The 6,618-nt window shown below is 43.6% G+C and carries 9 protein-coding genes; 3 read left to right on the top strand and 6 right to left on the bottom strand.

Translation table 11 applies throughout. From position 1 onward, the window contains the following. Positions 1-18 precede the first annotated feature (18 nt). The 4 genes from ICE90_RS10355 to ICE90_RS10370 form a co-directional block, all read right to left on the bottom strand. On the bottom strand, positions 19-837 hold the full coding sequence (locus ICE90_RS10355) for a hypothetical protein (protein ID WP_215320717.1): 819 nt from the start codon (positions 835-837) through the stop codon (positions 19-21). A 97-nt stretch (positions 838-934) separates the two neighbouring features. Then, positions 935-1,738: a hypothetical protein gene (locus ICE90_RS10360; RefSeq protein ID WP_216192367.1), complete on the bottom strand. Its 804-nt coding sequence runs from the start codon at positions 1,736-1,738 to the stop codon at positions 935-937. A gap of 59 nt (positions 1,739-1,797) precedes the next feature. After that, a complete protein-coding gene (locus ICE90_RS10365; RefSeq protein WP_072584057.1) occupies positions 1,798-2,193 on the bottom strand; it encodes a hypothetical protein in 396 nt (131 codons plus the stop codon). A gap of 25 nt (positions 2,194-2,218) precedes the next feature. Continuing rightward, complete coding sequence (locus ICE90_RS10370; RefSeq protein WP_072584056.1) at positions 2,219-2,758, bottom strand: OmpA family protein; 540 nt, start codon at positions 2,756-2,758, stop codon at positions 2,219-2,221. 284 nt (positions 2,759-3,042) lie between these two features. Between ICE90_RS10370 and ahpC the strand changes: the two genes are divergently transcribed. Then, complete coding sequence (gene ahpC, locus ICE90_RS10375) at positions 3,043-3,606, top strand: alkyl hydroperoxide reductase subunit C (RefSeq protein WP_072584055.1); 564 nt, start codon at positions 3,043-3,045, stop codon at positions 3,604-3,606. Positions 3,607-3,706: 100 nt separating this feature from the next. Next, positions 3,707-5,284 carry an alkyl hydroperoxide reductase subunit F gene (gene ahpF / locus ICE90_RS10380; protein WP_216192369.1) on the top strand — a complete coding sequence of 526 codons (1,578 nt, stop codon included), beginning with the start codon at positions 3,707-3,709 and terminating at the stop codon, positions 5,282-5,284. A 70-nt stretch (positions 5,285-5,354) separates the two neighbouring features. Here the strand turns inward: ahpF and ICE90_RS10385 are convergent, their stop codons facing one another. Next, positions 5,355-5,711, bottom strand: a complete 357-nt coding sequence (locus tag ICE90_RS10385) for a DUF1622 domain-containing protein (RefSeq protein WP_215320723.1) — start codon at positions 5,709-5,711, stop codon at positions 5,355-5,357. Positions 5,712-5,819: 108 nt separating this feature from the next. On the opposite strand from ICE90_RS10385, the gene ICE90_RS10390 reads away from it, so the two are divergent. Beyond that, entirely contained in the window at positions 5,820-6,455 is a 636-nt protein-coding gene (locus tag ICE90_RS10390) for an NAD(P)H-dependent oxidoreductase (protein ID WP_216192371.1), read from the top strand. A 67-nt stretch (positions 6,456-6,522) separates the two neighbouring features. Here the strand turns inward: ICE90_RS10390 and ICE90_RS10395 are convergent. Beyond that, on the bottom strand, positions 6,523-6,618 hold a 96-nt coding region (locus ICE90_RS10395; protein ID WP_216123889.1), incomplete at its 5' end, for an IS3 family transposase.

Below are 6,618 nucleotides of genomic sequence, written 5' to 3' on the forward strand. Positions count from 1 at the left end.
TTTCTAATGAATTGAGGATTAGAAGTGAAATGTTGCTGATAATTGTGGGCCTTGAAAGGTCGTCTTTTGTAGTAAACCTGCACCGTTTGTCTTTGAGCTGCTCATGTCATAGTAGAGGCCGCGATAAACCAAGGAGACATCAACCCATTTTTCAATAGTCTTGCCGACGCCTGCCATTGCCTGCCAAGTAACATTAGTAGTTCCACCTCCGCTGCCGATATCAGCATAAAAAGGAATGTACCAAGTGGAATCTGCGATGCGATAGCGCCCTTTAAAGCCAATAATCGGATCAACGGTACTTACAGTCTTTGAGTCGCTCAATGAATAATTTGTTCCGTCAAGCGCGAGGTTCAACGTGGCGGTCATACTAATCCAACGTACTCCCAACAAACCATCAACATTAGCGTCTTTATTGTTTATAAGGTTATATGTAGCCGCGCCAGTCAACATGGTTTGCTGAAGGGTAGGTTTCATCGCCACCCTAAAGTTGTAACCAGGCGCCGGAGTAACTGATGTAGTACCGCTCTTTTGCAAGGTAGCACTGACTACATCAGCCATCATTCCCCAACTACCATAATGCGCCTCTCCAGAAATCATTGCCCCAGACTTCAGATTGCTAATAATGTTATTCATGTTCGCATCAGCAGTATTTAGGTATTGACCTTTGTAGTTGAGTGTAGAACTAACATTAGGGAGCCAGACATAAGGCGTTACATCAACAGTCCACTGATTAGAAATCTTAGGAATTGGCGTAAGCTCCTCATCCGCATAAGCCAAACCCATCGAAGTAAATAATGTAGACACTGATAAGAATGCTAGGAGAATTTTCTTATTCATAAAAGGACCGATGTAATATAAGATTGGTGAGGAAATAGTTAATACAAATTTTGGAACTAATTATAGTCTGTAGGCCTAACACTTAAAGGCTTGCGCTCTAGAAGTTATAGGAGACCTTCGCGTAGGTAGACCAGTCGTACTGGTGATAACTTTGAACCACTTGCTTGCTAGCCCCCACTGCAAATACCCAGTTCCTTGCGAAACGATGTGTCACCATGGCATCAATTGGCACAAACCAGCCTCCACCAGCAGAGTTATAGACTGCGCCGTTTTCATCCCAAAAACGCAACATCGTGTTTGGGGATAGCTGGAAGCCAATAGTTGGGAACACCTGGAGATTCCTTACCAACGCTGGTTGGCTAGGATTAATGACTTGGCTATTATTTTTGGTGTCAAAACCATACATATAGCGCAATAAGGGCGAGAAATCAGTCACATGTAAAAGGCTGTCCACCTCAGGCAAAAAAGACCACCCTAACTGAGGCCCCACTGCCCACTGACCGTTATTGCCAAATGGAAATACAACGCGACCACCAACTAAAGCCCCCAAGGGCTTCAGAAAAGTTTGATCTTGACCCCATACCGTCACCATGGTGTTGCCCGCACTGTACTGCCCTGAATTATTAGCCGATGAAATAGAGTTGTAATTTGAGGCGTAAGAAGTATCCAGACGTATACGTCCACGCCACTCGCCGGCTGCTAAAGGGTTGTAATAGCGAAGCTTAAGAATATTTTGATAATTATCATTGCCGTCGTAATTGTGATAACCCCAAAATTCCAACACCTTGCTATTGGTTAGCCGCTGAGAGTCGTTGTCAAATTTTGAAACGGGGACCAATAAGTCCTCAGCATAGCTTGCTGACACAAAAAAGCTAATAAGAAGTGATAAAAGTATTTTCATGAAAGGCAATGCCACCCTAGGGTGGCATTTATTACATATATCTATTTAAAAACGAAAGACTATGGCGTTACAACATGCCATACATTATTGACGTTATCACCAGTCTTATCGCCAGGATTTTTGTCCTTAACAAAGAAGTACAGTGGCTTACCTTTGTAAGTTAGCTGCTTTTGACCATCGTTACGGGCGATAGAAGAAAAATCTCCTGAGAGCATGATGCCTGGCTCTACATAAACTGGGGGCCAATTATTCGCACAAGTTGACACACATTCGGATTTTCCTGAACCAGCCTGGTCTTTATCAAAGGTGTAAATGGTCTTGCCATAACTGCTTGTCAAAATACCGTTGTTCACCTTTATAAAATCTGCTGAGGATGTTTTGATATCGGGCGTACCGCATGCTGTCAACGCCATAGCAACAATTGCTGCTGCGCTAAGCTTTAATAAATGTTTCATTCTCTATCCTTATATGGGCTATGAATTAATTACCTGGTCCAACCAAGGTAATTTCAATACGACGATTCTGTGCACGACCTTCTGGAGTTGCATTAGAAGCAACTGGATTAGATTCACCCATGCCTTGCGCAGAAATCAAACTTTGGCTAACGCCCTTACGAATAAGATAGTCAACTACATTATCCGCACGCTTTGAAGAGAGGTCCAAGTTTGTAGCAATTCCTTGATTACGTAGCTCGGCTCCGATCGATACATTATCTGTATAGCCACGAACAACCACTTTTGTATTTTTAAATCCAGAAAGTGTTGGCGCCATTTTTGCTAAAACCTGCTCAGCTTTTGCATTTAAGCGATAGCCACCCTCTGGAAACAAAATTTTGTCGCGAATAGTAATGCGCAATTCGCCCTGTAATTGACGAATTTCCACCTCATCACCTTGGTAGGCCTGTTGAAGCTGGCTATACGCCTGGTCCAATTGATTGTATTTGCCATCAGTAACGCAGGCACTTAAGAGCGCAAGTGCTGTAATAGATAAGGCTATTAATCCATGTTTCGTCAAACTCATGTCATTTCTCCAAAATCAGTAAAAAATATGCTTTTAATGGCATTAAGGCCACTATAGCCCAAAGGCTCACCCGAGCCTTTCAAATACCCATAAAAATGGTTATTTTCTTCAAGAGTCTTGAAATAACTTGTTTTAAGCAGGCTGGAGACCCTAGAATCAATTATCTATAAATTCGATCATAAATATCAAATTTATTCATTAGACAAATAAACAACTGAGGTTCAAAATTGCTCTAGTTGTAGTAGTTACTAAAGAAATTGATTAACCAACACTAGGAGCACAGTATGTCCATTATTAATACCGCAGTTCAACCATTCAAAACCGAAGCTTTCCATAATGGTAAGTTTGTAACGGTTACTGACGAATCCCTCAAGGGCCACTGGTCAGTTCTGATTTTTATGCCAGCAGCATTTACTTTTAACTGCCCAACAGAAATTGAAGATGCAGCTGAGAACTATGCTGAATTCCAAAAAATGGGTGCTGAGGTTTATATCGTAACAACCGATACTCATTTCTCACACAAAGTTTGGCACGAGACTTCTCCTGCTGTTGGTAAAGCAAAGTTTCCGCTCGTTGGCGACCCAACACACACCTTGACAAACGCGTTCGGTGTTCATATTCCTGAAGCCGGTTTGGCATTGCGTGGCACATTCATCATCAACCCAGAAGGCATCATCAAGACAGCAGAGATTCATTCAAATGAAATCGCTCGTGACGTTTCTGAAACTTTACGTAAGTTGAAAGCCGCTCAGTACACAGCAGCACACCCAGGCGAAGTATGCCCAGCTAAGTGGAAAGAAGGCGCAGCAACATTGACTCCATCTTTGGATCTCGTAGGCAAGATCTAAGTTAAATCAGTAATCAATAGACTCTCTTTAAGAGAGTCTATTGGAGAGGACCAGATCCTGCCCAATAGGCTCACCTAAAAAAATACCCAAGGAAATCATCATGCTCGATACCAATATCAAATCTCAGTTAAAGGTATATTTTGAAAAGATTGTTAGCCCGATCGTTCTAGTAGCCAGCCTAGATGACAGCGACAGCTCTAAGCAGATGCTTGAGCTCTTAAATGAAGTAGCTGAGCAGTCTGACAAGATCAGCTTAAAAACTGACGGTAAGAGTGAGCATATTCCTAGCTTTACCGTTAGCAAGACTGATCAAGAAGCACGCATTACCTTTGCCGGCCTACCAATGGGTCACGAGATGACCTCTTTCATTTTGGCTATTTTGCAGGCCAGTGGCTATCCCGCCAAAGTAGAGCAAGAGGTGATTGATCGCATTACTAGATTGGATGACAAGCTTAGCTTTCAGACCTTCATCTCCTTGTCATGCCACAACTGTCCTGACGTTGTCCAGGCCCTGAACTTAATGGCAGCCCTCAATCCAAACGTTACCCATGAAATGGTTGACGGCGCCCTTTATCAAGGCTTGGTAGATCAATACCAAATCATGGCTGTACCAACTGTGATTCTCAATGGTGAAGTATTTGGTCAAGGCCGTATGAGCGTTGAAGAGATTGTTGCCAAGCTAGATACTTCAACACCCAAAGAAGAGGCTGCAAAGCTTTCTGCCAAAGAATCCTTTGATGTTTTAGTCATTGGCGGTGGGCCTGCCGGTGCTGCTGCTGCTATCTACGCGGCACGCAAAGGTATTCGCACCGGCATTGTGGCTGAACGTTTTGGCGGACAGGTCATGGACACTATGGGTATTGAAAACTTCATTTCTGTAAAAGAAACGGAAGGACCTAAATTAGTGCAAGCGCTCGAGCAACACGTGAAGAGCTATGAAGTCGACATCATGAACTTACAGCGCGCCAATGCTTTGCGCAAAACGAATCATGGTCTTGAAGTGGAATTAGCCAACGGTGCAGTTCTGAATAGCAAATCTGTGATCATCAGTACTGGTGCCCGCTGGAGAGAAATGAATGTTCCTGGCGAACAAGAATACCGCGGCAAAGGGGTTGCTTACTGCCCTCACTGTGATGGCCCTTTATTTAAAGGTAAGCGTGTAGCGGTGATTGGCGGCGGTAATTCCGGTGTTGAGGCTGCCATTGATTTAGCGGGTATCGTTAGTCACGTGACCTTAATTGAATTCGATAGTAAGTTGCGGGCTGATGCAGTATTGCAAAAGAAGATGGCTAGCATGCCAAACGTTACTGTCATTATGAGCGCACTCACCAAAGAAGTATTGGGTGCCAATGGCAAGGTCAATGGCTTGCGCTACCAAGATCGCACCAACAGCACTGAGCACAATATTGAACTGGAAGGTATCTTTGTACAAATCGGCTTGTTACCAAACACTGATTGGCTCAAAGGCGCTATTGATCTTTCTAAGCACGGGGAAGTTATCGTCGACGCAAAAGGTGAAACTTCTTTGCCGGGAGTATTTGCAGCTGGAGACTGCACCACTGTTCCATATAAGCAAATCATTATTGCAATGGGCGAAGGTGCTAAAGCTTCTCTAGGAGCATTTGATTACCTCATTCGCTCATCAGTTACCGAGCCAGAAGAAGCGGTTGCTGCATAACTAATAATCAATTTGCAGCAAAACAAAGGGAGTCTTTCGACTCCCTTTCTCTTATTGAAGTAAATACCTCTTACTCTGATTGACCTGGTCTAGGTGTTTGCCATGGCCAGCGACCATCGATTTCTAATGTGAGTGACCAACTCAAAAAGCAACGAATTAAAACAATGGCGCCCAATACTGCCACACTTGTCAAGGTTGGGCTGATGGCTACAGTACGGATCACATCCCCCGCAACCAAGACTTCAAGACCAAGGATCAAAGAGCGAACGATCTGAATACGAAAAGTTTTATAGGCGATATCGGCCGTCTGCGTAATCAGGCCTTTTGCAAAACAGAAGAGGCCCCATAAAACACCGATGGATACTACGGCGACTCCAAGGGCATCCATCACATCACTGACATCGCGAATAATTTCAATTTGATTCATATTGCAGTCTTTTGAGATTGAATGCCTACATATTAGCTCGTTTAGCACTAGCACTCGTTATAAATTACACTGTCTCACTATTGCTAGATTAAATCCAAGGAAATCAGAATGAGCTTGATTGACAAATTACAGTGGCGCTATGCCACCAAGAAAATGGACTCCACAAAATCCGTCCCCCAGGAAAAAGTTGAGTTAATACTGGAGGCCATTCGTTTAACTGCCAGCTCTAGTGGATTGCAGCCGTATGAAGTATTTGTAATCACCAATAAAGCCATTCGCGAGAAGATTAAAGCCATTTCATGGGACCAATCCCAAGTAGTGGATTCTTCTCACTTACTCGTTTTTGCCGCTTGGGATACCTATACGGCAGATCGAATCAATCAATCATTTGATATGACTGAGAAGCTGCGCAATTTCAAAAGCGAGGCTGGTGACATCTACCGCCAGAAGCTGCTTAGTGGTTACACCGCAAGAGATACTGAAACTAATTACACCCACGCTGCAAAGCAAGCTTATATTGGACTCGGTACCGCCCTCATTGCGGCAGCGTACGAGCAGGTAGATTCGACACCAATGGAAGGCTTTGATGCTGCATCCCTCGATGAAATTCTCAATCTCAAAGCAAAAGGTTTGCGCAGTGTTGTCATGCTGCCGCTAGGCTATAGAAAGGCTGATGAGGACTGGTTACTTAACTTGAAAAAAGTCAGAAAGCCTAAGGAAGACTTTGTTACTTGGATTGAGTAATAAGTAGAAGGATAGAAAAAGTAAAAGCCACCCGAGTGAACTGACCCCCAGTAGTTGGACAGTTTAGTTAGGTTAGCACGAGGGATTGAGTTCGGTATTGCACCGGGCTCAATCCCTTTAGTTTTTGTTTGATTCGATCATGGTTGTAGTAGTGGATGTATTC

The organism is Polynucleobacter sp. AP-RePozz3-80-G7 (assembly GCF_018882145.1).
In the GTDB taxonomy this organism is placed as follows: Bacteria; Pseudomonadota; Gammaproteobacteria; order Burkholderiales; family Burkholderiaceae; genus Polynucleobacter.